We start from the raw sequence: 26,012 nt of genomic DNA on the forward strand, positions 1-26,012 counted from the left end.
AAGACTAAATTGTTGAGTTGAGGAAAAAACAAATTGTCTAAGCAAGATTTGATTGAAATGGAAGGCACGGTTACAGAGTCCTTGCCCAATGCGATGTTTCGCGTTGACTTGGACAATGGATTTAACGTGCTAGCTCACATTTCCGGCAAGATTCGCCGCAATTATATCAAGATTTTGCCTGGCGATCGCGTCAAGGTAGAGTTAACTCCTTACGACTTGACCAAAGGTCGAATCACCTACCGCTTGCGTAAGAAGTAAATGCAACTAAAATCTTCATCGGAGGTAAGTAAATTATTGACTAAGCCAGAAGCCATTCAAATGGAAGGCAGCGTTACAGAGTTATTAACTAGTGACAGCTTTCTAGTTAAAACGGATGATGGCTCAATCGTAAATGCTCAGAAGTTCCGAGTTCAATTAGACAATGGCGATTCTGTCTTGGCATATCTTCCCATGAGCCGTCAATATATCAAGATTTTTCCTGGCAATCGCGTGAAGGTAGAGTTAACTCCTTACGACTTGACTAAAGGCAGAATTACCTATCGACTACGCAAGAACTAACTATATGTAGAGAATTTTACCAGAAAACCATCTTTTTGACTGTTTACTAGTCAATTTAGTGGATTTTTTCCCCTATAAATGCTATAATTTAATATTTGGAGTCAGAGAATAAAAGGCAATGAAAGTTAGAGCTTCAGTCAAGAAAATCTGTGAAAAGTGTAACGTGATCAAACGTCGTGGTCGCGTTATGGTGATCTGTGTGAACCCGAAGCACAAACAACGTCAAGGATAACGCTCTTACCAACAGAGTTAAGTTGTAACACTCATCTGATCATTAAAACAAAAAGACGCGATTAATCACGTTTTTCCAACCAACAGTAATTGCGACAACAATAGGGAGAGTTCATTGTGGCACGGATTGCCGGAGTAGACCTTCCACGCGATAAGCGCGTCGAAATCGGTCTGACTTATATCTACGGAATTGGTTTATCACGCGCTCAAGAAATTATAGCGGCTACTGGTGTCAACCCAGACACCCGCGTTAAGGACTTAAGTGATGCCGATGTGACAACCCTGCGAGGGGAAATAGAAAGCAACTATCAAGTTGAAGGCGACTTGCGGCGCTTGGAGTCTTTGAACATCAAGCGCTTAGTTGACATTGGTACTTACAGAGGTCGTCGTCATCGCATGGGCTTACCAGTCAGAGGACAAAGAACTCGAACCAATGCCAGAACCCGTCGAGGCAGAAGGCAGACAGTGGCTGGTAAGAAGAAGGCTCCAGGGAAATAAATTTGCAACGCTTGCTAATCAGAGCAAGTTTCACCTTAAATCACCTAAACAAGTATGGCGAGACAACCAACTAAAAAATCCGGGAGCAAGAAGCAGAAACGGAATGTACCCAGTGGGATGGCCTACATCCAGTCTACTTTCAACAATAGCATTGTCACCATTACCGATCAAAATGGAGATGTCATCTCCTGGGCTAGTGCTGGTTCTAGCGGTTTTAAGGGAGCAAAAAAGGGAACTCCCTTTGCAGCGCAAACTGCTGCTGAAAGTGCAGCCCGTAGAGCCATCGATCAAGGAATGCGCCAAATTGAGGTAATGGTCAGTGGGCCAGGAGCAGGTAGAGAAACTGCTATCCGGGCACTTCAAGGAGCAGGACTGGAAATTACACTCATTCGGGATATTACCCCCATTCCTCACAATGGTTGCCGTCCACCCAAACGCCGCCGAGTTTAATCACCAAGACTTGGGCATTGAGGACGAGAAACTACAACCAAAGAAAGTAAAGTTACTTACAATGACCGATTAAGCGCATAACGTGAAAACTGTCATTGGGTAAAAGCTTGGGCGACCAAAAGCAAATCAGATTTTCTCGTAGGGAAAGTTGTTAAGCTTCGGAAACCCAAAATATTATTAGCGCCTGAAAGGTCAATATGAGCGTCAAACTATATCGTAATTTCATACTAATAGTTTGATAGACCTATAACCTACAGGACATAAAGTAAATTCGGGAGGCAATTGATTTGTCTGCTAGCAGCACCTTAGAAAAAGGGAGGCTCATCCGTGGCGCAGTTTCAGATTGAATGTGTAGAGTCGAATACTGAAGAAAGTCGGAACCATTACAGTAAATTTGTTCTGGAACCTCTAGAACGCGGTCAAGGAACAACAGTTGGCAATGCACTGCGGCGGGTTTTACTGTCTAACCTAGAAGGTACAGCAGTTACAGCAGTGAGGATTGAAGGCGTTTCACACGAGTTTGCTACAGTTCAGGGCGTGCGGGAAGATGTGCTGGAAATCCTCATGAAAATGAAGGAAGTTATCCTCAAAAACTATTCCTCGCAACCCCAGATTGGTAGATTAGTTGTTAGGGGCCCTGCAACAATCACTGCGGCGCATTTTGATTTACCTAGTGAAGTAGAAGTCATCGATCCAACCCAGTATGTAGCCACCATCGCTGAGGGTGGAAAGCTGGAAATGGAGTTTCGGATCGAGAAAGGCAAAGGCTATCGCACTGTAGAGCGAGGACGTGAGGAAGCCACATCGTTGGACTTTCTTCAAATCGACTCCATATTTATGCCAGTGCGAAAAGTCAACTATAGTGTTGAAGAATCTCGCGGGGAAGGCCTGATTCCAAAAGACCGACTACTGTTGGAAGTTTGGACAAATGGCAGTATTTCCCCTCAAGAAGCACTATCTTCTGCTGCTGCGATCTTGGTAGATTTATTCAACCCGTTGAAGGACATCTCCCTAGAACCAACAGACACAGGTTCAGATATTCCAGACGATCCAACTGCCCAGATACCCATCGAAGAGTTGCAACTTTCTGTGCGGGCATATAACTGTCTCAAACGGGCACAAGTTAACTCTGTGGCAGATTTGTTGGATTATACCCAAGAAGACCTCTTAGAAATTAAGAACTTTGGGCAGAAATCAGCAGAAGAAGTCGTGGAAGCTTTGCAGCGACGCTTGGGCATCACTCTGCCAATGGAAAGAGGCTCTAAACACCCTTAAGAAAAACCTTCATAATTCATAGTGGATAATTATGCGTCACCGTTGTCGCGTCAAAAAACTCAGTAAACCAGCCGATCAACGCCGTGCTTTACTGCGATCGCTCACCACCGAGCTGATCCGTCATGGTAAGATCACCACCACTTTAATTAGAGCGAAAGTTCTGCGAAGTGAAGTGGAAAAAATGATCACCCTAGCTAAAAATGGCTCCCTGGCAGCACGCCGCGAAGCCCTTGGCTATATATTCGACAAACAATTGGTTCACGCTCTATTTGAGCAAGTTCCGACTCGATATGGTGATCGCCAGGGCGGTTATACCCGCATCCTGCGTACCGTACCGCGTCGGGGCGATAATGCAAAAATGGCAATAATTGAATTGGTTTAAGTCATTGATTATTGGTCATTAGTCATTAGTCATTGGTCATTAGTGAATAACAAATGACAAAAAACAAATGACAAAGGACAAAATCTGTATGTTAGAAAGCCCCCAGCCTACACAAACTCATCGAGTAGCCTTGGTAATTCAATACCTGGGCACTCATTTTCATGGCTGGCAACGGCAAAAAAAACAACGGACAGTCCAGGAAGAGATAGAAATAGCGATCGCTACTATTCTTGGGCATTATGTAACACTACATGGTGCTGGACGAACTGATTCTGGAGTTCACGCTGCTGCTCAAGTAGCCCATTTTGAAGCAACAGGTTTAATTCCGCCTCACAAGTGGGCAACAATCCTCAACAGCTATCTGCCGCCAGATATATTAATCAGGGCTTCAGCTAGTGTAGATAATCGTTGGCACGCTCGTTTTAGTGCAGCCTATCGACGATATCGCTACACAATATATACTGAAGATCGGCTTAACTTGTTTGTAAGACCCTTCAGTTGGCATTATTATTATGCACCCCTGGATGAATCTTTAATCCAAGCTGCCCTGAAACCTCTCTTAGGAAAGCATCATTTAGCTGCTTTTCATCGTGCAGGCTCAAAGCGATCGCATTCCTGGGTAGAGGTGCAAGCAGCAGAGTGTCGTCGCAGTGGGCCATTTATCCATATTGAAATACAGGCAGATGGATTTTTGTATGGCATGGTACGGCTGTTGGTAGGGATGTTGGTACAGGTAGGTTCTGGACAACGGACACTTTCTAGCTTCACCGAACTCTGGAAAGAACAACGCCGGGAAGAAGTGAAACACGCCGCCCCGCCCCAAGGCTTATGCTTGTTGCGAGTCGGCTATCCAGATTTTCCCTTTTCAAAAGAGATTTGGTACGACACCTTACCAAAGTTCGTCACTAGTCAAGAGTCATTAGTCATTGGTTCTTAGTAATGATAAATGACAAAAGACAAATGACTAATGACAAATTAAAAATGACAAAGGACAAATAACAAATGACAACAGTTAAAACATACCTTCCTTCTCAAGCGTCGATTGAGCGTGAGTGGTACATAGTAGATGCCACCGATAAACGCCTCGGTCGCCTTGCTAGCGAAATCGCCCAGGTTTTAAGAGGCAAAAAGAAACCCGAATACACACCCCACCTAGATACAGGTGACTTCGTAATCGTCATTAATGCCGAGAAAATCGCAGTCACAGGTAAAAAGCGCACTCAAAAGCTTTACCGTCGCCATTCTGGTCGTCCCGGTGGGATGAAAACGGAAACTTTCGCTAAACTGCAACAGCGCATACCAGAGCGGATTTTAGAACAGGCTGTTAAAGGTATGCTACCTAAAAATAGCCTGGGTAAGCAGTTGTTCACCAAGCTGAAAGTCTATGCTGGGCCTACGCATCCCCACGATGCTCAACAACCTAAAGAACTAAAAGTTAGTACAATTCCTGGAGAAGAAAATTAATGGTAGTAGCAGATGCCAATAGCGGTCGCGCCGTATACTGGGGTACTGGCCGCCGGAAGAACGCAGTAGCACGGGTACGCTTGGTTCCAGGCAGTGGTCAACTGACTGTCAACGGTAAAGATGGAAACTTGTATTTCCAATTTAACCCTAACTACTTGGGAGTCATCAAAGCACCCCTGGAAACTCTGGGACTAGAAAACGAATATGACATTTTGGTGAAAGCAGAAGGCGGCGGCTTGACCGGACAGGCTGATTCTGTTCGTTTGGGAGTTGCTCGTGCTTTATGCCAACTAGACCCAGACAACCGCCCACCTTTGAAAACCGAAGGTTATTTGACTCGCGATCCCAGAGCAAAAGAGCGGAAGAAATATGGTTTACATAAAGCTCGGAAAGCGCCTCAGTACTCTAAGCGTTAGAGAATTTTGGATTTTGGACTTTCCTGTGGAACCCTACGCGAACGGCTACTCTCAGTCGAAAGATTTTGGATTTTGGATTTAAGATTACTCTTATAGAGTCGGAAGAATATCTAATTTTTAACGAACCGCCAAGGTCGCCAAGAACGCCAAGGAGGAAAGAGAAGAAAAGATAGGTAATCTGATAGCTCGGAGGGAGTTGTTGAAGGTCTAAAATCTAAAATTTTACAAAGGCTGAAAAGCTAAAAGTTATAATTGATATAGATTCATCAGAAAAAGAACAATGGCTAAAGCTGATATTCACCCCAAGTGGTATCCAGATGCTAAAGTTTACTGCAACGGTCAAGTTGTTATGACCATTGGCTCTACTAAGCCAGAATTGCACGTAGATGTTTGGTCTGGAAATCACCCCTTTTACACTGGTACTCAGAAGATTATTGACACTGAGGGTCGAGTAGAGCGCTTCCTCCGTAAGTACGGTATGAGCAGCACTCAAACATCTGGCGACGAACTAGACAAAAAGTAGCGAGTTGGCTCTGCTGTTAACGACGGCCCTGCATCAGCTGGGTCGATTTTCATTTATATGCTCGAGCCAATTTGTTATTTTTTTAAGGAGCGATCTCAATCGTCATGGCTGAATCATACTTACTGGATAAACTAAAATCCGTTCAACAAACCTTTAATGAGTTAACCCGTCGTCTTGGCGACCCCGATACCGCTAGCAATCCTGATGAGTATCAAGAAATTGCTAAGTCTCGTTCTTCTTTGGAAGAGGTCGTTGATACTTATGAGATTTGGAAAACAGCCCAAGAAGATTTGAGCGGAGCGCGTCAGGTTTACAAAGAATCTGCAAGTGATCCAGAGTTACAAGAAATGGCATCGCTGGAAGTAAAGGAACTTGAAGAAAAAATAGAACATTTAGAGTCTCGCTTGAAAGTCTTGCTGCTACCACGCGACCCCAATGATGAAAAGAATATCATGTTGGAAATTCGCGCTGGTACTGGTGGCGATGAAGCAAGTATTTGGGCTGGCGATTTGATGCAGATGTACACCCGCTATGCCCAAACTCAAGGTTGGAAAGTTTCTCTAGTAAGCGAATCTAAAGGAGAAGTGGGTGGCTGGAAAGAGGTCATTCTTGAAATTAAAGGTAATGACGTTTACAGCCAGTTAAAGTTTGAAGCTGGAGTGCATCGTGTGCAGCGCGTGCCGGCAACTGAATCTGGCGGACGGGTTCATACTTCTACAGCTACCGTGGCGATTATGCCAGAGGTGGATGATGTGGAAATTCACATTGACCCGAAAGATATTGAAATGACTACAGCCCGTTCTGGCGGTGCTGGTGGACAAAACGTCAACAAGGTGGAAACAGCCGCCGATTTGATGCATAAACCAACAGGGATTCGGATTTTCTGTACAGAAGAACGCAGCCAGTTGCAAAACAAAGAACGGGCAATGCAAATTCTGCGGGCCAAGTTGTATGAGATCAAGTTAAGCGAACAACAGGAAGCTGTTACTTCCATGCGGCGATCGCAAGTTGGTACAGGATCGCGATCGGAAAAAATCCGCACCTATAATTATAAAGATAACCGGGCTACCGATCACCGCTTAGGTCAGAATTATTCCCTTAACCCTGTTTTGGATGGTGATTTAGAGACGCTGATCCAATCTTGTATATCTCTAGACCAACAGGAACGTCTCGCGGAGTTAGCGACTGCTGCCGCTAACTAATTTCTGCTGTTAATATTTCTGTAAAACCACTTCTTGTACTGTTGCTTTTAACACACATAGGTGGTTTTCTAATATCGCGTGGAGTGCATCTTCCATTGCACTGGGATAGTGGTAATAAGCAAATTCGTACTTCATAACGTAATTTAGCTTCGCCCATTCCTTGAGGGTTTGACAGGTATAAATTAGCTTTTCTACTTCTTCTTGCCAACGCGCAAAAATCCGGTAGCTAAAAAAGCTGCTGCATATATTGCCTTTTGCATCCCAGTAGGAAATACACACTTGATGCTTCAGAAGGTGGATTTTCTTGATTTGCTTAACATCGTAGCCTTTAACTTTTAAGGCTTCTTTGGTTTCTGCTTCAGAAATATTCCACTTTTCTGGTTTAATTTTATTAGTGGCTATAAGATTTTTACCTTTGCGGCGATATTGGTTAATTTTGCGTGGCTTGCGAAACATGATGCACCTTCGATATTATTTCTTCGCAGCAAAGTCTAGCTACTAGCACAAGCGCCGTAGCAAACTAAGTTTTTTGGGTTGATTTAAAGATTCATGGGTTAGTCTACTAGCTTGATGCCTGTAGTTGCCAATTTACAACCAGAGATATATTCTAGTACTAAAACACAAGGCTGTCAATATAAAAGTAAACTTGTATTATTGAAAGTAAACTTGTAAATAAAGTTGGCTAGCTATATAAGCAGTGAAGATCGAAAGCAAACAAAAACTGATTGAAATCATTAAACTAGCTCGCGGTTCAATGAGTCAGCGAGCCTTTGGTAAGCTTTTGGGAGTATCTGCTACTGCTGTTCAGATGTGGGAAAAAGGTGTGAAGGTTCCAGATACAGAAAATTTGGCTCAAATCGCATCGAAAGCAGGCTACACAATGGAAGAGTTAATTAGCTGCATTGATGGCAAGCCAATTCCAGAAACTTCAGATTTGAGTCTGATTCTGAGACAAATCCAGCACATGCCTTTGGCCCAAGTGGCTCAAATTGTGCAAGCTGCGGCAGATAGATTGGCGGCTGTGGCTGAAGCATCTGGGGATGAAGCGAAGGCCACTTGAATATTTGTTCATGATTGAATTTAAATCATCAAACTAGCTCGTGGTCTATTGCTATAAACTAGCCCTTTCAAGATGACTCGTAAAATAAGATTGTTTTTTCTCAGCGCTCTCTGCGCCTGTGCGGTTTACAAGTCATTTATTTAACCACAGAAGCGCAGAGAACACAGAGTAAAGAGCTTAAAGAGGAATTTCTGAGCATAAAAGCACCTCATCTTGCTTGCGGCATGAGGTGCTTCGATTTTACTAAATAACTATCTGGGTTTAATATTACACAGCGTTGACGCTCAAATTAACTTTCACAATCATATCGTTGAAATCTTTGTCACCCCCATTTGTTAAATCCTCAAACCCAAAGGTATTATTTTCTAACAGACGAATGTGATCTGTCTTATCTGAATTAGCGCCCAAAAATGCGAAGTAAACCTTCGGATCATTATTAACATTGCCATCGAGAATGGCATCGGGTCTGCCATTAACAATAATCAGTGGTGCATACAGAGAATCCGCCTCGAAAGCACTAGAAGAAGTTGTAGTACCTTGGTTATTCACCGTCAAGTCAGTGCCTGCAACACGTCCACGGACAGCAGCTTGAGCATAACCAGCCTGCCCAATCAAAATATCTGCTGTACCATCGCCATTGGTGTCGATACCCCCATTCTCATCAGTCACTTTATAAAAGCCGACAAAATTGTTGTATGAAGCTTCTCTATTGACGACAAAATCAGCTTTTACAGGTTGTGTGATACCACGTAAATCAAGGAGTTCTCCTTGTTGGTGTCCTTGGGAAGCTGCACCCAAAGGCAAATCTTCATCTGTTGCCTGAATTTGGACGACCAGATCCGAGAATTCGCTACTGTTGCTACCTTTCCAAGATAAGGAGAAGTTATTGTTACCCAAACTTGTGATTTTGAGATTGGTCGAGTCAGAAATCAGTACGTCCTTTAAAGGAGCTTGTCCAGCCAAGATACTATCACTAGTGCTACTGCGTACCAAGTAAAATCTTAGCTGTTCACCAGAAGTAAATTCCCCTAAACTGTTCAAATCAGCATTAAATCCAGTGGGATAATTGGTAAGCGAGGAGAGAATCACATTGGATCGTTTCAAAGCTGCTTCAGTGTAGCCAGGATCATTAGAGGCAATACCTTGAATCTTCCCTTGTTCATCATCTACGACAAATACTCCCAGTTCATAAATTTCATTAGAACTCTGTCCTGTGAGCTTGACTGAGAGGGTTGCTTTTTCACTGTTACCTTTACCTTTGATAGTAAAGATATCGTTAGCATTCTTCGTAAGGGTTGGTAGATCATTAACACCGGAATCATCCAGATTGTTAACTGCGATCGCCAACTCTTTCTCATAGATTGCTCCACTCGCGTCAGTTGTCCGAACCCGGATGTTGTAAGTAGATTTGGTTTCAAAGTCTGGGGAACTATTGATTTTGATCTGATTGCCATCAACTGTGAATGCACTATTATCGGTATCGCCAGTCCCTGGGACTAAAGTGTAGGTGAATGTATCGCTTGGATCTGGGTCGCTGGTTGTAAATGTGCCAACTACTGTGCCCGCAGGTACGTTCTCGTCAATAGCTAGTTCATTTACTGTCAAGTCTGTGGGCGCATCGTTAACACCAAGGTCGTCCAGATTATTAACTGCAATTGTTAACTCTTTCTCATAGGTTGCTCCACCCGCATCAGTTGTCCGAACCCGGATGTTGTAACTAGATTTGGTCTCAAAGTCTGGGGAACTATTGATTTTGAGCTGATCGTTGAGAATTGTGAATGCACTATTATCGGTATCGCCAGTCCCCGTGACTAAACTGTAGCCGAATGTTGTGTCGCCTGCATCTGGGTCTGTGGTTGAAAATGTGCCAACGATTGTCCCCACAGGAACGTTTTCATCAACCGCTAGCTTACTTACTGTCAAGCCTGTGGGCGCATCGTTAACACCAGGATCGTCCAGATTATTAACTGCAATTGTCAACTCTTTCTCATAGGTTGCTCCACCCGCATCAGTTGTCCGAACCCGGATGTTGTAACTAGATTTGGTTTCAAAGTCTGGGGAACTGTTGATTTTAAGTTGATTTCCCGTAACAGTGAATGCACTATTATCGGTATCCCCAGTCCCGGTGACTAAACTGTAGGTGAATGTGTCGCTTGGATCTGGGTCGCTGGTTGTAAATGTGCCAACGACTGTCGCCGCAGGAACGTTTTCATCAACCGCTAGCTTACTTACTGTCAAGCCTGTGGGCGCATCGTTAACACCAGGATCGTCCAGATTGTTAACTGCAATTGTTAACTCTTTCTCATAGGTTGCTCCACCCGCATCAGTTGTCCGAACCCGGATGTTGTAACTAGATTTGGTTTCAAAGTCTGGGGAACTGTTGATTTTAAGTTGATTTCCCGTAACAGTGAATGCACTATTATCGGTATCCCCAGTCCCGGTGACTAAACTGTAGGTGAATGTGTCGCTTGGATCTGGGTCTGTGGTTGTAAATGTGCCAACGACTGTCGCCGCAGGAACGTTTTCATCAACCACTAGCTTACTTACTGTCAAGCCTGTGGGCGCATCGTTAACACCAGGATCGTCCAGATTGTTAACTGCAATTGTCAACTCTTTCTCATAGGTTGCTCCACCCGCATCAGTTGTCCGAACCCGGATGTTGTAACTAGATTTAGTCTCAAAGTCTGGGGAACTATTGATTTTGAGCTGATCGTTGAGAATTGTGAATGCACTATTATCGGTATCGCCAGTCCCCGTGACTAAACTGTAGCTGAATGTTGTGTCGCCTGCATCTGGGTCTGTGGTTGAAAATGTGCCAACGACTGTCGCCGCAGGTACATTTTCATCAACCGCTAGCTTACTTACTGTCAAGCCTGTGGGCGCATCATTAACACCAGGATCGTCCAGATTGTTAACTATAATTGTTAACTCTTTGCTGTATACTGCTCCACTCGCATCAGTTGTCTGAACTCGGATGTTGTAACTAGATTTGGTTTCAAAGTCTGGGGAACTGTTGATTTTAAGTTGATTTCCCGTAACAGTGAATGCACTATTATCACTATCCCCAGTCCCGGCGACTAAACTGTAGGTGAATGTATCGACTGCATCTGGGTCTGTGGTCGTAAATGTGCCAACTACTGTCCCCGCAGGTACATTTTCATCAACCGCTAGCTTACTTACTGTCAAATCTGTGGGCGCATCGTTAAGATTGTCAACTGCAATTGTTAACTCTTTGGTATAGGATGCTCCAGTTGCATCAGTTGTCCGAACTCGGATGTTGTAACTAGATTTGGTTTCAAAGTCTGGGGAATTATTGATTTTGAGTTGATTTCCCGTAACAGTGAATGCACTATTATCAGTATCCCCAGTCCCGGCGACTAAACTGTAGGTGAATGTATCAACTGCATCTGGGTCTGTGGTCGTAAATGTGCCAACTACTGTCCCCGCAGGTACATTCTCACTAACAGTCAGATTGCTTGCTATCAAATCTGTGGGCGCATCGTTAACACCAGGATCGTCCAGATTGTTAACTATAATTGTTAACTCTTTATCAAAGGATGCTCCAGTTGCATCAGTTGTCCGAACTCGGATGTTGTAACTAGATTTGGTTTCAAAGTCTGGGGAACTATTGATTTTAAGTTGAGTTCCCGTAACAGTGAATGCACCATTATCAGTATCCCCAGTCCCGGTGACTAAACTGTAGCTGAATGTTGTGTCGCCTGCATCTGGGTCTGTGGTTGTAAATGTGCCAACTACTGTCCCCGCAGGTACATTTTCGTCAACCGCTAGCTTACTTGCTGTCAAATCTGTGGGCGCATCGTTAAGATTGTCAACTGCAATTGTTAACTCTTTGGTATAGGATGCTCCACTTGCATCAGTTGTCTGAACTCGGATGTTGTAACTAGATTTGGTTTCAAAGTCTGGGGAACTGTTAATTTTAAGTTGATTTCCCGTAACAGTGAATGCACTATTATCACTATCCCCAGTCCCGGCGACTAAACTGTAGGTGAATGTATCGACTGCATCTGGGTCTGTGGTCGTAAATGTGCCAACTACTGTCCCCGCAGGTACATTTTCATCAACCGCTAGCTTACTTACTATCAAATCTGTGGGCGCATCGTTAACACCAGGATCGTCCAGATTGTTAACTATAATTGTTAACTCTTTATCAAAGGATGCTCCAGTTGCATCAGTTGTCCGAACTCGGATGTTGTAACTAGATTTGGTTTCAAAGTCTGGGGAACTATTGATTTCAAGTTGAGTTCCCGTAACAGCGAATGCACTATTATCAGTATCCCCAGTCCCGGCGACTAAACTGTAGGTGAATGTATCGCCTGCATCTGGGTCTGTGGTTGTAAATGTGCCAACTACTGTCCCCGCAGGTACATTTTCATTAACAGTTACCTGACTCAATGCCAAGTCTGTGGGCGCATCGTTACCAGCCTCGTCCAAATTGTTAACTATAATTGTTAACTCTTTGCTGTAGGACTGCCCACTCGAATCAGTTGTTTGAACTCGGATGTTGTAACTAGATTTGGTTTCAAAGTCTGGGGAACTGTTGATTTTAAGTTGATTTCCCGTAACAGTGAATGCACTATTATCGGTATCCCCAGTCCCGGTGACTAAACTGTAGGTGAATGTGTCGCCTGCATCTGCGTCTGTAGTCGTAAATGTCCCAACTACTGTCGCCGCAGGTATATTTTCATCAACATTTAACTGACTCAATGCCAAGTTTGTGGGAACTTGGTCAACCAAGTAACGCACCACAGCAAAGTCAGTACCGTCAGTTCCGGCGACGATAATCTTGCCATCGGGCTGTTGAACAAGACCGTAGGCAATGTCAACGGTGAGTAAGCCTAAATCAGTACTGACCTTGCCATCATTGTCGAAGGTGGTGTCGATTGAGCCATCACTGTTGTAACGCACTAGAGCAAAGTTACCGTTACTTGTTCCTGCCACGAGAATCTTACCATCTGCTTGTACAGCAAGGCTGTAGGCAATTTCGTTGGGGAGGAGGCCGAAATCAGTAGTAACCTTGCCATCACTACTAAAGCTAGTGTCGAGTGAGCCATCACTGTTGTAACGTGCTAGGGCAAAGTCACCGTTACTTGTTCCTGCCACGAGAATCTTGCCATCTGCTTGTACAACAAGGCTGTAGATGTTATCGATAGTAAGTAAGCCGAAATCAGTAGTAACCTTGCCATCACTGCTGAAGGTGGTGTCGAGTGAGCCATCGCTGTTGTAACGCACTAGGGCAAAGTCACCCTTACTTGTTCCTGCGACCACAATTTTGCCATCTGCTTGTACAGCAGTGCTGTAGCCGATGTCAACGGCAATGAAGCCTAAATCAGTTGTGACTTTGCCATCACTACTGAAGGTGGTATCGAGTGAGCCATTAGTGTTGTAACGTGCTAGGGCAAAGTCATTGCCGTCAGTTCCGGCGACGATAATCTTGCCATCAGGTTGCACGGCAAGGCTGTAACCGATGTCAATGCTAAGTAAGCCGAAACCAGTAGTAACTTTGCCATCACTGCTGAAGGTGGTGTCAAGTGAGCCATCGCTGTTGTAACGTGCTAGGGCAAAGTCACTGCTGTCAGTTCCCGCTACGAGAATCTTGCCATCAGGTTGCACAGCAAGGCTGTAACCGATGTCAATGCTAAGTAAGCCGAAACCAGTAGTAACTTTGCCATCATTGCTGAAGGTGGTGTCGAGTGAGCCATCAGTGTTGTAACGCACTAAGGCAAAGTCACCGTTGTTGTTTCCGGCGACGATAATTTTCCCATCTTTTTGTCAACCAACACTGCGACCAATATCAATAGCGATGAAGCCTAAATCAGTAGTGACCTTACCATCACCGCCAAAGCTGGAGTCAGGAAGTACTACAGCCAGTACTGAAGCATAGGCTGCCATAACTTCTGGCTGGAATGCTAGAGAAGGAACAGTTACGCCTGTGTTTACTTCCAGTTTCCAGTCACCGCCTAATGCAGTACTCCCCGTTAAATTATCAGATGCCACTACTACTGCACCCGTGAGTTCACTCAGACGCTGGACAAATGCCATGCCTTGCTCTGTTTGAGCTACTTCACAACCGTACAGTAGCAGTTGTGCATTTGTACTCAACGCACTTGCCCAACCCATAAGTTGGGCTGCATAGTGATTGAGTGTCTCGTTGTTGAGTTGACTGTTTCCTAAATAAACTTGTCCTGGTGCGCCGTGAGAAACAATATGTAGGCTGTTAACTCCCCGATGGGATGCCAGTACTTGATTAATTTGCTCAATGCCATCGCGATCGTCATCTAAAACTACAACAGAAGTATTCGCCAAGACACCTGCTACTAAGGTTTGGTACTTCTCCACCTTGGGGTCGATGAAAACTAGGCGATTGGCAGGAATTTCCTCATGCAGGTCTTGAGTGGAGTCGGTAGTGATCTTGGTAGAGATGTTATTCAACATTAGTATTATTATTTAAATAGTTTTTTCTTCACATTTATTAAATGCTGCTATAGGACTTATATCTGATCTGATTTCTGAACAAGATTTTCAGAGAAAACCTTGATAAAACAGGCTTTTAAGCCTCGGTATTTTTTCAAGAATCAAATCGGAGTCCTATATACCCTTCTAATCATGCAAAAGCAATCATTTTTCTGATATAGCGAAGTCATCAACCATTAAATTTATGTAGGATTGTCAATAATCGCCCTCAGTAAATTCACTAATTTCAAAGTAATAAAAAATCACTATTAAGAGGGAGGCGTAAGTTTTATACGTGATTGGGGCTAAACTTTATATGCGCCTCTCAAAACTTAATCACGACGATTTTATAGTTAATTTTTGTTAATATTGGAGGCGGTGTTAGTACTTCGTCCTCAACCACCTACTCCCTACCTGAGAGAAACTTAATGCTGCGATTAGAACATATAAGTAAAATTTATCCCACAGGCGAAGTTCTCAAAGATATCAACTGGGAAGTTAAACCAGGCGATCGCATTGGCTTAGTCGGTGTCAATGGTGCGGGAAAATCCACCCAACTGAAAATCATCTCAGGGGAAATGGAACCCACCGCCGGCGAAATCATTCGTCCCAACAGCTTACACATAGCCTACCTTAACCAAGAGTTTGAAGTAGACCCCACTCGCACCGTTAGAGAGGAATTTTGGACTGTCTTCAAAGAAGCCAACGAAGTACAGTTATCTCTGGCGCACATACCACAAGAGATGGAAACGGCTAACCCAGATGAACTGGATCGACTGATCGACAAGTTGGATCGCTTTCAGCGCAAATTTGAAGCCTTGGATGGCTACAACTTAGACGCACGCATCGGGAAAATCTTACCAGAGATGGGGTTTGGGCTAGAAGATGGCGATCGCCTCGTCAGCGCCTTCAGTGGTGGTTGGCAAATGCGGATGAGTTTGGGTAAAATCCTGCTGCAAAAACCCGACTTGTTGCTGCTGGATGAACCGACTAACCACCTAGATTTAGAAACCATTGAGTGGTTGGAAAATTACCTTAGAGGGCTGGTTACGCCGATGGTAATAGTGTCCCATGACCGGGAGTTCCTTGACCGCCTCTGCACCCAAATTGTGGAAACTGAACGTGGCGTTTCCAGTACCTACCTTGGTAACTACTCGGCATATTTGGAACAAAAAGCTGAAAGTCAATCAGCACAACTTAGCGCCTACGAACGCCAGCAGAAAGAATTAGAAAAACAGCAAACCTTTGTTGATAGGTTTCGCGCCAGTGCTACCCGCAGTACCCAGGCAAAAAGCCGGGAAAAGCAACTTGATAAAATTGAACGCATTGAAGCACCTATTGCAGGGGTAAGAACTCTCCACTTCCGTTTCCCCCCTGCACCCCGCAGTGGACGCGAGGTAGTGGATATTAAAGATTTAACTCATCTTTATGGTGAGAAAATCCTATTTTTAGCAGCAAACCTCCTAATTGAAAGAGGCGATCGCATTGCATTCCTTGGCCCCAATGGTGCTGGGAAATCTACACTTCTGCGCGTGATTATGGGTATGGAACCACCCACAGAAGGTAGTGTTCAATTAGGGGATCACAACGTTCTTCCTGGTTACTTTGAGCAAAATCAAGCCGAAGCTTTGGATTTGAAGAAGACTGTCATGGAAACTATTCATGATGAAGTTCCAGACTGGGATAATCAAGAAGTACGCACACTTTTGGGACGCTTCTTATTCACTGGTGATACTGTATTTAAGGCGGTTGGGGCATTAAGTGGAGGAGAAAAAGCTCGTTTGGCATTGGCAAAAATGCTCTTACGTCCCGCAAACTTACTAATTTTAGATGAGCCGACAAACCACCTAGATATTCCAGCTAAAGAAATGCTGGAAGAAGCGCTCAAAAACTATGATGGTACGGCAATTGTCGTTTCCCACGATCGCTACTTTATTTCTCAAGTAGCTAACAAAATAGTTGAAATTCGTGATGGTGAATTCCGCGTTTACTTAGGAGATTATCATTACTATCTCCAAAAAATTGCTGAAGAAAAAGAACAAGCAAAGTTAGCTACAATAGAAGCCGAAAAAGCAGCAAAAAAAGCTGCTAAAGCTTCCGCGAAAAGGAAATGAAAAACTGGAAAATTGCTCAGTGGTAAAGTTTAAAAGTTATCATTTGTCAGTTTTTTGCCTTGGTTAACAGCCCCTTTACCCTACAGTTATCAGTTACCAATTACCAGTGTCACTGATAACTGGAGTTTACCTGAGTTCGACGTAAGAAAATGCCTAGAAACCTTAGAGATAAAGCTTTTTGCTGAAAAACACACTCGGACTTTGTTCTCAACAAGGCTCCTATAATGACAATAAACATTGTATTTTCAACAAACACCTTTAATTCTCAATAATCGCTGTAAGAAAGCGCCTGTATCATTTTGTCTGAAAGCTTATCAGACAAGATTCTCAAGCTAATTTCTTATATCGAACTCAGCTGGAGTTTAGACTAAACTCCAGCTTCTGGTATAGTAAATAGCTAGGCATACAAATCGATAAATAAGAGTTTGCATGAAAAAATTGAAAAAACAACTTCTTCCGGTAGCAGACATAGTATTAGCGCCCTTTGTCTATCCTGCTGCATTCTTGCTGAAGCAAATTCGTAGAGTAGAAGTACAGAAGCTGCCGCATTGCAAGAGTGCCTTAATGAATGTAGGTGTTTTTCCAATACTCAATCATTACTACGAACCACAATTCGATAATCGAAATCCGAAGTTAGACTTGTCCCAAGACAGAATTCTCCCCGCAATAAACTGGAATATTCCTGAACAACTAAAAATCCTTGAAAGGTTTTCATTTTCTCAGGAGCTTGCAGACACTCCTCAAGAGAAACCCGATACTCTTAAATACTATTTGAATAACGACGCATTCGAATCAGGAGATGCTGAATATTGGTATCAGCTTATTCGAGCCATTAAGCCAAGAAGGATATTTGAAGTTGGTAGCGGGAACTCCACTTTGATGGCAATTAATGCAATTCGTAGAAATCACGATGATGATCCGAGCTATAACTGTGAACTTATTTGCATCGAGCCTTATGAAATGCCCTGGCTTGAAGAAGCAGGCGTTTCTGTAGTCAGGAAAAGGGTTGAAGATATAGACTTAACGTTCTTCTCCAAGCTTCAAGAAAATGACATCTTGTTCATTGATTCGTCTCACATGATAAGACCTCAAGGTGATGTACTTTTTGAGTATCTTGAATTATTACCTTCTCTCAACAAAGGTGTAATTGTTCATATACATGACATTTTTTCACCAAAAAATTATCTTAAGCTATGGGTAGAAGATGAAGTTAGGTTCTGGAATGAACAATATTTGTTAGAAGCATTCCTATCATATAACAGTAGTTGGAAAATTCTAGGTGCTCTTAACTATTTGCATCACAATCATTACGAGAAACTTAAATCGGTTGCACCATTCTTAACACCTGAGAGTGAGCCTGCCTCATTCTATATTCAAAAAATCGCCTAACAAGACGCTGCACAACGACAAACTCACGAGTTAATGTGCAACTTAAATGGATGCCAGCTTACTAACTAATCACTCCTTATTAGCGTTCCAAAACATTACAGAAAAATTACTAAAATTTAAAAAATCTTTCAAAAAACTGCAAGTCCTTAATAAAAGAAGTTCATAAGCAAAAATTCACTTGCGCCGTGGATTAGCAGTGGTATCATTCGGGTATTACAAAAAGTAAAGGGCAATTTTACTATGACCAAAGCACCTGTTGCTCCTGTGGTGCTAGTCATTTTAGACGGATGGGGCTACTGCGAGGAAAAGCGAGGAAACGCTATTGTTGCTTCTAAAACTCCCATTATGGACAGTTTATGGGCAGCTTACCCGCATACCCTCATCCGCACATCAGGAAAAGCCGTAGGGTTGCCAGAGGGTCAAATGGGCAACTCGGAAGTTGGTCATTTGAACATTGGTGCTGGGCGAGTTGTACCGCAAGAACTGGTACGCATCTCCGATGCGGTTGAAGACGGTTCTATTGCCTTAAACCCAGTACTTGTCAAAATTTGCCAGGAAGTTCGTTCTCGGAATAGCAAGCTGCATCTAGTCGGGCTTTGTTCTGAGGGAGGGGTACATTCGCATATCACCCATCTATTCGGACTACTTGACTTAGCAAAAGACCAGCGAATTCCAGAAGTTTGTATTCACGCCATTACTGATGGCCGTGACACCGCCCCAACTGACGGTGTAAGAGCAATCACACTGCTGCAAGATTATATAGGCCGCGCCGGAATTGGGCGCATAGTCACCCTTAGCGGTCGCTACTACGCGATGGATCGCGATCATCGGTGGGATCGAGTCAAACGCGCCTACGACGTGATGACCCAAGATGGTACAGGTGATAATCGCACGGCTGTAGAAATCTTGCAAGCATCTTATGCCGAAGGGGTAAAAGATGAATTTGTCAACCCAATCCGAATTGCACCAGGCGCAATAGAACCAGGGGATGGGGTAATATTTTTCAACTTCCGCCCCGATCGCTCTAGACAACTGACTCAAGCTTTAGTCAGTCCCAAATTTAACGGTTTTGCAAGGCAGCAAATCACACCGCTGTCTTTTGTCACCTTTACGCAGTATGATTCAGACTTACCTGTGGCTGTAGCCTTTGAGCCTCAGAATCTCAGTAACATTCTGGGAGAAGTCATAGCCAATCATAGTTTGAATCAGTTCCGCACCGCCGAAACAGAAAAATACGCCCACGTCACCTATTTCTTTAATGGGGGTCTGGAGGAACCTTTTGCTGGAGAAGATCGGGAACTGGTAAGCAGCCCGATGGTAGCGACTTACGATCACGCCCCAGCGATGTCAGCAGCAGCAGTTACAGATGTTGCGATCGCTGCCATTCAAAAGGGTACGTATTCTCTAGTTGTGATTAACTATGCCAACCCAGACATGGTAGGGCATACTGGTCAAATCGACGCTACTATTACAGCAGTTGAAACAGTCGATCGCTGTCTGGGACGCTTATTAGAAAGCGTTATCAAAGCCGGTGGTACAACAATTATTACTGCCGATCATGGCAACGCTGAGTATATGCTAGATGAAGGGGGTAATCCCTGGACAGCCCACACTACTAACCCAGTCCCCTTTATCTTGGTGGAAGGCGAGAAAGTCAAAATCCCTGGATATGGTACAAATGTCGAACTGCGAACCGATGGTAAGCTATCCGACATTGCCCCCACAATTCTAGAGATTTTACAGCTGCCTCAACCATCAGAAATGACTGGGCGATCGCTACTGAAAACAGCAGATTATGATCTGCAACGCACTCGCACCCCCGTGCAAGTAGGGCTGTAAAAGATTGCTGAGTCCTGAGTTAGGAGTTTACTAAAAACTCCTAACTTCTGAATTCTGACTCCTATTTTGAAATTTTTTATAAATGAGATTCCTACCATGACAGCTACTAATATCGTGCAAGGCATTTGGGCGTTTTCCGCCACCGGTCTGATTATCTTAGTTTTACTGCATAGCCCCAAAGGTGACGGCATCGGCGCTATTGGTGGACAAGCGCAGCTATTTAGCAGTACCAAAAGTGCAGAAAACACCTTAAACCGAATTACTTGGGCATTGACAGTAATTTTTCTCGGTTTAACAGTGGTTTTAAGTGCTGGTTGGCTACCTAAATAAGGATAGGTCAATGGGGAAAAAAACCCAACACCAAATACTTAACATCCTAATAAATTTAATTTCACAACGGTTAATTACAGCTCTTGCCCTATTTATTGGCACAGGGCTGTTAATCTTTTTTGTTAATCTTCAGTCGAGTGATGGGTTTACAATCATACCAAAATACGTATATTCAGACTCAGTAATCTCTCTCTCCACCTCATCCACCCCAAAACCCCATCCCTTACCGCCCACACTCGCACAGTGGCAAGATAGCAGTAAGAGTGGTGACTACTTTTCCCAAGTCACAACCACCCAAGTTGGTTATTTAGTCTGGTCACAATTTCCTATTCGAGTTTACGTAGAAACACCAAAAGCCGTTAACGAAAAACAAGCTCAAGTCTGGGTTAACGGTGTCTTACAGGGTGTACAAGAGTGGAGTAATTATTTACCCATAACAGTAGTCGAACAGCCAGAAATTGCTGATATTACGATCGCACAAAAACAGCCACCTCTACAAATTTCCCCTGATAATAATATACCTCGTGCGCGATCGGCACAAACTACTTACGAGTTACACACCAGCAACAAAGTTTTATTCCACAGCTTCACCATCTTGTTAAGCCCCAGTCAAACAGGTAAGTATCTAGTTGCAGCAGCCCGCCACGAATTCGGTCATGCGCTAGGAATTTGGGGTCACAGTCCGCTACAAACGGATGCTTTATACTTTTCCCAAATTCGTAACCCATCGCCTATTTCCGCTAGAGATGTAAATACTCTAAAGCACGTTTATGAACAACCAACCAGTTTAGGATGGCCTTTACTGGATAATTCAAAGATTAATTGATCGATAGGTAGACTATACAAAAATCTGGACTGAGGGTATTAGTCTGTAAAATTTAAATTTATGGTTAAGCAATTTCCTAATAAGGACTAAAGTCCTTATTTTCTAGGTACTAAAGTCCTTACTACAAACCCTAAAACCTAGCTTGAGAAAGTAGCAGTTTCACCCAAATCAAAAATTAAGATTAAGGCAACCAATTTTTATCAAAAATTTTATCTAAGGTATAAGGACATAATTCAGGTAAATTATTTAGTTTTGTTTTAGCCTTAACATAATCTAAAGCATTGCTATAAATTATGCTGAGATTCTCCTCTAAATGATTACGTAAATTTGCACTTAAATCTTCATTTAATTGATTACGAAAACTAATAATTTCTGCTACCCAATGATTATCATTTCTTGGCTTTTCTAAATCCCAATATTGATAAAGTAATAAATGTCTAATAATCTGTTCAAACAGACTTCTTACTCGCCTTTTCTCGTTTTTAGCCAAATCTTCCAGTTCTTCTATTAAGTTTTCATAGTCAACCTCTACTAATTTCCCAGCTTTGAGACATTTAATAGTCTCTTCTAACCATTGCAGGTAATTGGATTCATATAATATTTTTAGGTCAATAATTGCAGTCATTTGTTGATTTTGTAGCTTTAATTTACTGTTATTTATTATTTCATGTTAACTAATTTATTAATTTTTGCCGATAATTGCCCAGAAAAAAACATCCATAGCGCCTATAAGTTAAGTCAGAAGATATCCAGCGACTCTAACATTGTTACCCGATCGAATTCATTAATTACCATCTGAGAATTTACAGGGCGATATCTCCGATGGGCTACGCCTACGCACTTTTTCCCTTTCTCTACGCTCTCCGACTTAGCGGTAGAGGTCGTTGTGCTAAAACTTCTTTATAAAGTTCTTCCAGCAAAGTAATATTTTTACTGAGGGTATAGCGGTCTAATACACGCTGTCTGGCTTTTTGCCCCAGTAAAGTTGTTAACTCTGGATGGTCTTGTAACACTGGCAAGAGGGTTTTTAATTGCGATCGCGCTGTTTTAGTACTAATAACTACACCTGCGCCCTTTTCCAATACTTCTCCATCTGCACCCACGTCTGTTGCTAAACAAGCCAACCCACATGACATTCCCTCTAACAAAGATAGGGACAAACCCTCTACCAATGAAGGCAAAACAAATACATCTGCGCCGCGCAAAATCTCAATGCGTCGGTCTTCATCAGCAACAAATCCCAACCAGATAATGCCGTATTCTGAACCATAAAACGGCTCTAAAGAAGACTTTAAAGGGCCGTCGCCAACAATTAGCAACTTAGTACCAGGCCCCATCGCAGACTGCTTCCAAGCCCGGAGGAGGGCTTCGACATTTTTCTCTGGTGCTATGCGACCTTGGTAAACAAACAAGCGTTCGGCTTTAAATTCCGCTTTGATTTGAGAAAATCCTGGAGAATACTTAACGGTATCAACACCGTTGGGAATTACGGCAATATTTTCTTCCCTTACGCCCATCCCTGCCAATAATTCTCGCTGAATTTGGGAAAATACAATCACGCGATCGTAGTTAACTAAAAAAGGTGCGTAAAGCTGATAAGCCAAAAGTTGTGTTCCCGATACCAGCTTTGCCCCCTTGCCAGCAAACGGTGTATGAAAAGTGGCAATTAGAGGCAATCTCAGTTCCTCACAGATTTCTGGTAGAAAAAAGTCTAGAGGAGATAACGTCAAGGAAGCGTGTACTACATCTGGCTTAATTTCCCGTAGTGAATCAGTTAAAACTTTAGTTGCTTTAAAAGTAGGAATTGTGTAAACCTGGGACTTGTAAATGAAAGGGAGGGAAACCTCTCGAAGATTTGGCCAATTGTCAGGTTCAGACTCTTCCTGGGCGAAGTGAAGAAAGCTAACTTGATGTCCCCTATCTAGCAAAGCATTTGTAATTTCTCGACTGTAGGTGACATTGCCGCAAAAGGGTGATTTTTTTCCAATCCAGGCTATACGCATTCTTTATTTAGCTGTAAGAAAAGCGGGTTTAATCTATTACTTATGTGCCCTTTGTGATTTTTCTTTTATCTAGCTATACTTGCTGGTTTTTTATTTATTAAAAATTTCCATTATATTTTAGTTTAAAAAGCCTTATTAAGCTTATTAAACCAGAAGATTGATGGCTTTATTTATTTTACTTATAAGTTGTTAATTTATGATACTTAAACAACTTATTCTGACTAATGTCAGATTCATATCCCACAAGTATATGATAAATTTTCACTGACCACAGTTTACCATGAACAGAAAAGCTTTAAGGAAATTAGTAATTACTTCAAGGTAATGAATAATAACTCCTCTTAGCTGATAACTATTTCTGTGAGTTATACCAGGTTAAGATACCTCCTGAAAAGACGATCGCAGCTAACCCCAAAAAAACTACCTGTAATCCTACAAAGGTTTCTGCTACCCCTGCTAATGCCAAAGGTAAGGAGAGGGCTATATTAATTACATTGTTTTGTAAACCAAAGACTTTACCACGCATTTCTGGAGGTGTTTCTGTTTGAATTGCAGTTTGCATGGGAATTCCCACTAGTGCCCCAAAGATACCTAATAGTGCTACCAGTAAAAGGACTAACCACAGTTGGGTTGTAAATATTGATAGACCAATCAAGGATGCTGTCATACCCATACAACCGCACAAACTTAGCTGGGTATAAGAAAAACGTTGACCAAATTGACCGAGAATTGTTGCCCCAGCAGCAATGCCAACACCACCGGCTGCTAGTAAAAAGCCGAACTGAGAGGCTTTCATGTTGGGAATTATTTCTGCCATCCGAACAGCTAGAACAGTTAATGCTGCAAAGACAGAAAACAAGATAATCAGCTGAAGCAAAGCATTACGGACGCGATGATTTGCTTTGAGGTAGGCAAAACCATCTCGCAAATCAGAGAATACGTGAGGGAATTCTGTATCGGGGTGGTGGTGTTTTTCCTTGGTTGCCAGGAGGAATAAAATTAGTCCAGCGATCGCATAACTACAACCGACTAAAAGTTCTTTGCCCAAACTACCACTACCACCAATTTGCGACCAAAGTCCATCTGCGATCGCTAACAACGGTTCCCCAACAGCAAACCCAACAATCACCGATGCCATCATCGTTGTCGTATAAAGGGAATTTGCCGAGAGTAAATCCTGTTCTTCTACAATTAAGGGAATTGCTGCCTGTTCCGCCGGTGCAAAAAACTGCGTCAGTGTGGAAACTAAAAAAGTCACACCCAGGATGATCAAAAAACCCACTGGCAGCACTCCTATGGGTTTCCAGTCATGAGTCAACCACAGCAGGAAGGGAATTAACAAAACCAGGATGCCGCGCCAAATATTCGTTGCCACCAGCACAGCCTTTTTCGACCAGCGATCGACAAACACGCCAGCAACGGAACCAAACAATACTGCTGGAATCGTAAAAGCCATCATCAAAACTGATACCCAACCACTAATACTCTGATTACTACCCTGAAACTGAGTATTAATCAAAGCAATCATCAGTACCAAATACACTTTATCAGCTAGTTGGGAGAAAACTTGACCGCCCCAAAGAGCCAGGAAATTAGGGTTTTTTAATACAGGTAAAAACCCTTGCTGTGTTACATTCCCCGAAACAGTTTCCCCACCTGAACCAGATCCATCTAATTTGGGTGATTCTTTTTCTGGAATAGTGCCTGCTGGCAAACTCTGCCCATTGCTATCTAACTCAGGACTAGTTAATTTCTCCTCAGATTGTGTTTCTGATGGACTTGGAACATCAGTTTTTGGGATCTGGGCTGTCCAACTTTGATCGTTTTTAGAAACGTCTTTTGGGGATATTTCTTGGCTATTGATTTGACTAGGTGTAGAGTTTGAAATGGCACTCAAGTGATTCTTGATTGTAGGATCTGATACCCTATTCTGTTTTTGAACGAGGCTTGGTGACAAAGGTGGGATTTTTTTATCCAAATCAGATGGTTGCATCATGGTTGGCAGCAAAATAAGAGTCGATCAAAGTAGCAGAGCGAATAGGACGACCTAATTGATACTGAGCATACTGGCGCAAAATCTGCTCAACAGATAACCAGTTATGGTCTTTAGCACCATCAATTTGAATTATCTCTGGTTGTGACAGATGTTGAAGCAAAGCCAGTTCCATAGCACCCAGACGACTAGAAATCACAGGTATTTCTTGCCGATGCACAACAACTGTTTGGGCATGGGGCATGGGGAATGGGGCATGGGGAATAGGGTATTGGTTCTTAATCTCCCCCTCCCCCTCTGTTCGTAAACGTTTCCAAGCTTCTAAGCAAATCGTTCCACCCGTAGGGACGCTAAATCCTATTTGCCATTTGGGGTTTGTAAAGTCTGGCTTGAGGGAGCGCCCAGATAAGCAGCATAGTTGCACTTGCGGCGTTACTCCTGCTAAGGCTAAAAGGTGAAACACGCCATGAGCCAGATGAGCCAAAACACTAGATGCATTTGTACTAGACAATGCTTCCAACCGATAGAGATGTTCATTGAACAACTCATAAAGTTCTTCTTGGGGTTGTTCGCTCAAAGCTTGAGAGAGGACTATTTCAGCTAAATACTGACTCGCAGCCAGTTTTCCTAAATCTTTAGCTAAACCAGGATAAGTTTTTAGTGTCTGTGCTTGAGTAATTTTATCAAGCGATCGCCCTTTCGCAATCAATAGTTCATTCACAACGAACATACCACTCCTACCGCCCAGACTGGAGTTGTGCTTGCGTGCCCCTGGAGCGACTGCTCGAATCAGACCAAATTCTGGTGTCAAAATCGTCACTATTTTATCCGATTCTCCCAGCACCTGAGTTTTAAGATTAATTCCCGTTGCTTTGTAGGTTCTACTCATTAGTCATTAGTCATTGGTAATTGGTCATTGGTCATTAGGTTAGAACAAAAGACAAATGACATAGACGTGCCACCAGTTTCCCGCAAGGCAGGACGAGAA

24 protein-coding genes and 1 pseudogene are annotated in these 26,012 nt (G+C 43.1%); 18 read left to right on the forward strand and 7 right to left on the reverse strand.

What is annotated here, in order from left to right; translation table 11 throughout:
* The first annotated feature begins 33 nt into the window (after positions 1-33).
* The 12 genes from infA (V7K38_RS24650) to prfA all read left to right on the forward strand — a co-directional run bounded on the left by infA (V7K38_RS24650) (position 34) and on the right by prfA (position 6,999).
* Positions 34-258, forward strand: coding sequence for a translation initiation factor IF-1 (infA, locus tag V7K38_RS24650; RefSeq protein WP_006276978.1), 225 nt, complete (start codon positions 34-36; stop codon positions 256-258).
* On the forward strand, positions 259-558 hold the full coding sequence (gene infA, locus V7K38_RS24655; protein WP_442940799.1) for a translation initiation factor IF-1: 300 nt from the start codon (positions 259-261) through the stop codon (positions 556-558).
* A gap of 118 nt (positions 559-676) precedes the next feature.
* A complete protein-coding gene (rpmJ, locus tag V7K38_RS24660) occupies positions 677-790 on the forward strand; it encodes a 50S ribosomal protein L36 (protein ID WP_015129703.1) in 114 nt (37 codons plus the stop codon).
* 116 nt (positions 791-906) lie between these two features.
* Entirely contained in the window at positions 907-1,287 is a 381-nt protein-coding gene (gene rpsM / locus V7K38_RS24665) for a 30S ribosomal protein S13 (protein ID WP_190727936.1), read from the forward strand.
* Positions 1,288-1,341: 54 nt separating this feature from the next.
* Positions 1,342-1,737 (forward strand): 30S ribosomal protein S11, encoded by a 396-nt coding sequence (rpsK, locus tag V7K38_RS24670; RefSeq protein ID WP_012410703.1) that lies wholly within the window; start codon positions 1,342-1,344, stop codon positions 1,735-1,737.
* 327 nt (positions 1,738-2,064) lie between these two features.
* On the forward strand, positions 2,065-3,012 hold the full coding sequence (locus V7K38_RS24675) for a DNA-directed RNA polymerase subunit alpha (RefSeq protein ID WP_334861583.1): 948 nt from the start codon (positions 2,065-2,067) through the stop codon (positions 3,010-3,012).
* Positions 3,013-3,043: 31 nt separating this feature from the next.
* Positions 3,044-3,394, forward strand: coding sequence for a 50S ribosomal protein L17 (gene rplQ, locus V7K38_RS24680; protein ID WP_094328447.1), 351 nt, complete (start codon positions 3,044-3,046; stop codon positions 3,392-3,394).
* Positions 3,395-3,482: 88 nt separating this feature from the next.
* Positions 3,483-4,331: a tRNA pseudouridine(38-40) synthase TruA gene (gene truA, locus V7K38_RS24685; RefSeq protein ID WP_334861770.1), complete on the forward strand. Its 849-nt coding sequence runs from the start codon at positions 3,483-3,485 to the stop codon at positions 4,329-4,331.
* Positions 4,332-4,396: 65 nt separating this feature from the next.
* On the forward strand, positions 4,397-4,858 hold the full coding sequence (gene rplM / locus V7K38_RS24690) for a 50S ribosomal protein L13 (RefSeq protein ID WP_265272220.1): 462 nt from the start codon (positions 4,397-4,399) through the stop codon (positions 4,856-4,858).
* On the forward strand, positions 4,858-5,274 hold the full coding sequence (gene rpsI, locus V7K38_RS24695) for a 30S ribosomal protein S9 (protein WP_229554269.1): 417 nt from the start codon (positions 4,858-4,860) through the stop codon (positions 5,272-5,274). The genes rplM and rpsI overlap by 1 nt, the downstream gene beginning before the upstream one ends.
* Positions 5,275-5,554: 280 nt before the next feature.
* Complete coding sequence (gene rpmE / locus V7K38_RS24700) at positions 5,555-5,797, forward strand: 50S ribosomal protein L31 (protein ID WP_334861585.1); 243 nt, start codon at positions 5,555-5,557, stop codon at positions 5,795-5,797.
* Positions 5,798-5,901: 104 nt separating this feature from the next.
* Positions 5,902-6,999: a peptide chain release factor 1 gene (gene prfA, locus V7K38_RS24705; protein WP_334861587.1), complete on the forward strand. Its 1,098-nt coding sequence runs from the start codon at positions 5,902-5,904 to the stop codon at positions 6,997-6,999.
* Between the two features lie 9 nt (positions 7,000-7,008).
* Here prfA and V7K38_RS24710 read toward each other — a convergent pair whose 3' ends face one another.
* On the reverse strand, positions 7,009-7,455 hold the full coding sequence (locus tag V7K38_RS24710) for a hypothetical protein (RefSeq protein WP_334861589.1): 447 nt from the start codon (positions 7,453-7,455) through the stop codon (positions 7,009-7,011).
* A gap of 241 nt (positions 7,456-7,696) precedes the next feature.
* Here V7K38_RS24710 and V7K38_RS24715 point away from each other — a divergent pair, with 241 nt between their 5' ends.
* Positions 7,697-8,059 (forward strand): helix-turn-helix domain-containing protein, encoded by a 363-nt coding sequence (locus V7K38_RS24715; RefSeq protein WP_334861591.1) that lies wholly within the window; start codon positions 7,697-7,699, stop codon positions 8,057-8,059.
* A gap of 267 nt (positions 8,060-8,326) precedes the next feature.
* On the opposite strand, the pseudogene V7K38_RS24720 reads toward V7K38_RS24715, so the two are convergent.
* Both V7K38_RS24720 and V7K38_RS24725 read right to left on the reverse strand, forming a co-directional pair.
* Positions 8,327-13,837: pseudogene (locus V7K38_RS24720) on the reverse strand (cadherin domain-containing protein); the annotation flags it as partial.
* A 12-nt stretch (positions 13,838-13,849) separates the two neighbouring features.
* Positions 13,850-14,512, reverse strand: a complete 663-nt coding sequence (locus V7K38_RS24725) for a DUF4347 domain-containing protein (RefSeq protein WP_334861593.1) — start codon at positions 14,510-14,512, stop codon at positions 13,850-13,852.
* 446 nt (positions 14,513-14,958) lie between these two features.
* On the opposite strand from V7K38_RS24725, the gene V7K38_RS24730 reads away from it, so the two are divergent.
* The 5 genes from V7K38_RS24730 (at position 14,959) to V7K38_RS24750 (ending at position 21,028) form a co-directional block, all read left to right on the forward strand.
* Positions 14,959-16,644, forward strand: coding sequence for an ABC-F family ATP-binding cassette domain-containing protein (locus V7K38_RS24730; protein WP_334861595.1), 1,686 nt, complete (start codon positions 14,959-14,961; stop codon positions 16,642-16,644).
* Positions 16,645-17,073: 429 nt separating this feature from the next.
* Entirely contained in the window at positions 17,074-18,033 is a 960-nt protein-coding gene (locus tag V7K38_RS24735) for a class I SAM-dependent methyltransferase (protein WP_334861597.1), read from the forward strand.
* Between the two features lie 240 nt (positions 18,034-18,273).
* Positions 18,274-19,872, forward strand: coding sequence for a 2,3-bisphosphoglycerate-independent phosphoglycerate mutase (gene gpmI, locus V7K38_RS24740; protein WP_334861599.1), 1,599 nt, complete (start codon positions 18,274-18,276; stop codon positions 19,870-19,872).
* Positions 19,873-19,968: 96 nt separating this feature from the next.
* Positions 19,969-20,202, forward strand: coding sequence for a preprotein translocase subunit SecG (secG, locus tag V7K38_RS24745; RefSeq protein WP_012410686.1), 234 nt, complete (start codon positions 19,969-19,971; stop codon positions 20,200-20,202).
* 10 nt (positions 20,203-20,212) lie between these two features.
* Positions 20,213-21,028 (forward strand): peptidase, encoded by an 816-nt coding sequence (locus V7K38_RS24750; RefSeq protein WP_334861601.1) that lies wholly within the window; start codon positions 20,213-20,215, stop codon positions 21,026-21,028.
* A gap of 181 nt (positions 21,029-21,209) precedes the next feature.
* On the opposite strand, the gene V7K38_RS24755 is transcribed toward V7K38_RS24750, so the two are convergent.
* From V7K38_RS24755 to recO, 4 genes are all read right to left on the reverse strand, one after another.
* Positions 21,210-21,653, reverse strand: a complete 444-nt coding sequence (locus V7K38_RS24755; RefSeq protein ID WP_334861603.1) for a DUF29 domain-containing protein — start codon at positions 21,651-21,653, stop codon at positions 21,210-21,212.
* A gap of 229 nt (positions 21,654-21,882) precedes the next feature.
* Positions 21,883-23,031, reverse strand: a complete 1,149-nt coding sequence (locus V7K38_RS24760; protein WP_094342476.1) for a glycosyltransferase family 4 protein — start codon at positions 23,029-23,031, stop codon at positions 21,883-21,885.
* A gap of 352 nt (positions 23,032-23,383) precedes the next feature.
* Complete coding sequence (locus V7K38_RS24765; RefSeq protein ID WP_334861773.1) at positions 23,384-25,024, reverse strand: MFS transporter; 1,641 nt, start codon at positions 25,022-25,024, stop codon at positions 23,384-23,386.
* The gene (recO, locus tag V7K38_RS24770; protein WP_334861606.1) at positions 25,011-25,913 is read right to left on the reverse strand and encodes a DNA repair protein RecO; all 903 of its coding nucleotides are present in this window, start codon (positions 25,911-25,913) and stop codon (positions 25,011-25,013) included. The genes V7K38_RS24765 and recO overlap by 14 nt, the downstream gene beginning before the upstream one ends.
* Positions 25,914-26,012 lie beyond the last annotated feature (99 nt).

Source organism: Nostoc sp., assembly GCF_036917465.1.
Classification (GTDB): domain Bacteria; phylum Cyanobacteriota; class Cyanobacteriia; order Cyanobacteriales; family Nostocaceae; genus Nostoc.